The organism is Enterococcus sp. 3H8_DIV0648 (genome assembly GCF_002140655.1).
Classification (GTDB): domain Bacteria; phylum Bacillota; class Bacilli; order Lactobacillales; family Enterococcaceae; genus Enterococcus_A; species Enterococcus_A hulanensis.
Window position 1 is genome coordinate 2,952,615 of sequence record NZ_NGLG01000001.1, and the last position, 3,765, is coordinate 2,956,379.

A 3,765-nucleotide genomic window follows, 5' to 3' on the forward strand; every position below is an offset into this window, starting at 1 on the left:
TGTGTAGGATTATAATATTATTTTTTGGGTTGCTTAATAAAACCAAAAAAGTAAGTTTAAGACGCTAACTGTTAGATTGCTAATTATTAGATTTGGAATTTTTTAATTGACAATCTTTTTCTCTGCGTGTATATTCTTTTCGAACAGTTAGATATCTAATTTTTAGCAAGGCATATCAGACAGCTTTTCAGAATCTGCTAGATACAGACGATTATGGCTGAACTCAAAAAGCTTCAACCATAGATAGTTCAATGGTGTGCGGTGCGGCATTAGATTTATTTTTCTAAATACTTCACAGAAGTTAGGAGGAGTCCTTTTGGATAGAATGGTCGTTTCAAATTTATTACGGTCCATCATGAATAAGTCCCGCGAATCAATGGATCAGCGTGTCAAGGACATGGATGTCAGTCCGCAGCAAGGGCGGATGATTTCTTATATTGCACAAAACGATGACAAGGGCTTGATTCAAAAAGATTTGGCAGAAGTTTTTCAACGACGCGGGGCTAGCATCACGAGTATGCTGCAGGGGTTGGAGAAAAAAGGTTATATTGAACGTCGAATCCCAAAAGATAATGAGCGGCAAAAAAATATCTATATACTGCCTAAAGGCAAGGCTTTGGTGGAAGAGACCAACGAAGCCTTTTACGCGGCAGAGAAGGAACTAGTTCATGCCTTGAGTGAAGAAGAGGTCCAGCAATTAACCGAACTGCTTAGAAAAATCGACCGCAGCCTCTAACAAATAAGCAGCAAATGGCTGCTTATAACCTGATAGTTAGATATCTAACATTTATAACTCTAATAGAAGAAGGTTTTACCATGGAAGAATTTGAAGGAAACGAATCAAATATTTATTACTTAAAAGAAAGCCCAATCCGCAAATCCATTGCTCATTTATCTATCCCGATGATGGTAGGAATCTCGGCTACCACGATCTATAATTTGATCAATGCCTACTTCATCGGCTTGATCCATGATACGAATATGATGTCTGCCATTACTTTAGCCATGCCCATCACGATTATCTTGATGGCTGTTGGAAATATGTTTGGTGTGGGTGGAGGAACTTTTATTACTCGACTGCTAGGCAGCGGCGATACTCAGAAAGGTAAAAAAGTCGCTGGTTATTCTTTTTATATGAGTATCATTCTTGGTGTGATCATTGGAATCGCAGCGATCATCTTGATGACGCCCTTTGTTCATTTACTTGGGGCTGATGAGCAAACGCTGCTTTATACGAAGCAATATTCAACGATCTTATTTGCGGGTAGTTTTGCTTTTATTTTGAACTTTGCCCTAGAACAACTGGTTCGTTCAGAAGGGGCATCAAAAGAATCAATGTATGGCATGTTTATCAGTGTCGGTGTTAGTATCGCATTGGATGCTTTATTGATTTTAGTCTTTAATATGCATGTAATTGGAGCTGGCATTTCGATAGTCATTGCGAATTTAGCCTCAACTGTTTATTATGTGTGGTTCTTAGAAAATAAAAGCGAATCGCTAAAAGGCTTTTTGAAGCACTTCAAGCTCACTGTCAATGACCAGTTAGAAGTATACAAAATCGGCGTCTCTGAATTGTTCAAATCAGCGTTTATGATCGTAACGACCTTATTGTTGAACAATTTTTCTGTTGAATACGGCGACAATGTTGTAGCCAGCTTCGGGATCGCAGTGCGGATTACGCAATTACCAGAATTTTTAACGATGGGGTTATTTCTAGGAGCCATGCCTTTGTTCGCATATAGTTTTTCAGCTCGTGATACGAAGCGGTTAAAAGAAGCATTGAAAGAAGTGTCCTTATGGATTGGCGGGATTTCGATCGTCTTTGCGGCAGCGGCTTATCTATTTCGTTTACCAGTTCTAGGCGTATTCACGAGCGATCCTCATGTGATTCAGGTTGGTATGACTATCTTGGCTGCCCAATTAGTTTCCTCAGTCTTTAATGGATTTTCCGGATTATTCACCGGTATTTTCCAAGCCTCAGGTTTTGGAGCTCAAACGGGAGTTATGTCAACGATTCAAGGAACCTTCTTTATTCCAATCGTGTTACTGCTGCATCATTTCTACGGCTTGAATGGATTGATTTGGTCAATGACGATCACAGAAGGAATCGCTTTTGTCGCTGGTGTGATTATGATGATTCCTTATTTGAATAAACTGAATAAAAATGAATTGCCAGCGATGCAAGAACGATAAGAAATATGAACTGAAAAGTTACTGAAAACGGCGCTTAAATCTTAAATAAGAGATTTAAGCGCCGTTTTTGGTCAGAAAAAGTCAAACGCTCTTTTATTTTTCACCCAATTTGATTATTTTCAATAAAATTATAGAATGCTTTTTTTATCTTTTTATGGTGTATCATAATAATGAGGAATAAAGAAGGAATCATTATAATTCAAAGATTATTATCAAATTAGAAGGAGAGAACACTTATGCAAACAAAATCATTGTCACAGATCACACTTTTCACTATGGGGCGGGCGAATCTGGAGAAGCGCCTGTCGAAATTTTACGAAGATTCTTCCGATGCGGATTCGACGCTTCAATATTTGGTGGCGGTGCTGGTTCGGCAATGTTTGTGCATCAGTGATTTCTCGGATTTTTGTGGGGACTTGGTTCGGGAGATCCTTTTATTTGCGGAGCCGTCAGATGTGCTGCGGAAGCTTGCTCCGTTGTTTCGGGCATCCTTTAAATCAGGCAAAGAATGGGAAACGGTTACTCGCCGTCTCTATAAAAATAAGAATGAATATCATCGTTACAATAATCGGGTGAGCGACAATAAGAAGTATTTATTTAGTGCTACAACTCCACCCGAAAAAATGGATGGACAATATAAAATCGTCTCGACCTTTGAGGATGCAGTGGGGAAGATCCATACGTGGAGCTTACGAGATGCCGACTCGGAATCTTCTGGAATGAAAATCGATGCGGCGTTAGAGCTGTTGTCGTCTTTGACGATCTTTGAAAAGGACGGCATCCGCCGCTTTGTTAAGCTGGAAAATTCCGATATCTTCAACTGCACTCGCTATCCTAAAGTCAGACATGGTGTGGTCTTGGAGACGTCTGCCCAAAATTCGATTGATATAGTGGCAGAGGCTCCAAGTCAAACTCCAGCACAGCAGCCAGCAGCTTTCGACTTCAGCAACCTGAGTGATGCAGAAAAACTCGCATTAGTGAAAATGCTTTTACCAGAAGGGATGGTTCTGTCCGACGCTCGGATGACGGAGCTTGGAGATGAAGCAAAGACCGAAAGTCCGGCCACCGTCGCACAAAAGGCTGAACCAAACAGCGCTGGATCAACTTCGGCAGTCAAAGAAAAACCAAAAGCCGAAAGCAAGAAGCCCGCAGAAATTCCCGTACATAAGAAAAACTCCTATTCCAACTATCAAAAGCCGAAAAGCGAGAAACAGAGAAAGCGCGAGGAAAAGGACGAACTGATGATGAAAAGAGAAAAAGGCAAGGGTGGGGTTGGAAAAAAGAAAGATCGAAAACGCAATCGAAGGAAATAGGTTGCGTTGAGTTGAGGATGTTTTTGGTGAAATAGGATTTCAAAAAATTTGGCCTTACGAGGGTTTATTTGTTGTGGAGAAAAAAACATCAAGCAAAAAATAAGTGCTGCTTCACATGAATTTTGTGTTGGATTTTTTCAGCGGAACTGGAAATTTTAAAAGGTCTAAGAAAGCTATAGAAACAGTGTTTCCCTTTGTTTTTCTGACTAGAAATTTCGCAGGTTTGTTAGTCTTAAATAATTGCAAGGCGGTACAAAAT

The 3,765-nt window shown here is 40.1% G+C and carries 3 protein-coding genes; all 3 read left to right on the forward strand.

Translation table 11 applies throughout. From position 1 onward, the window contains the following. Positions 1–316 precede the first annotated feature (316 nt). On the forward strand, positions 317–736 hold the full coding sequence (locus tag A5875_RS13650) for a MarR family winged helix-turn-helix transcriptional regulator (RefSeq protein WP_088934109.1): 420 nt from the start codon (positions 317–319) through the stop codon (positions 734–736). Positions 737–816: 80 nt separating this feature from the next. After that, positions 817–2,193 (forward strand): MATE family efflux transporter, encoded by a 1,377-nt coding sequence (locus A5875_RS13655; protein WP_088934110.1) that lies wholly within the window; start codon positions 817–819, stop codon positions 2,191–2,193. A gap of 236 nt (positions 2,194–2,429) precedes the next feature. Then, a complete protein-coding gene (locus A5875_RS13660; protein WP_088934111.1) occupies positions 2,430–3,506 on the forward strand; it encodes a hypothetical protein in 1,077 nt (358 codons plus the stop codon). The last annotated feature ends 259 nt before the right edge of the window (positions 3,507–3,765 follow it).

Bases quoted from the DNA above. Each gene is read 5' to 3' on its own strand.
- A5875_RS13655 (WP_088934110.1), top strand. From the start codon at position 817: ATGGAAGAATTTGAAGGAAACGAATCAAATATTTATTACTTAAAAGAA.
- A5875_RS13660 (WP_088934111.1), top strand. From the start codon at position 2,430: ATGCAAACAAAATCATTGTCACAGATCACACTTTTCACTATGGGGCGG.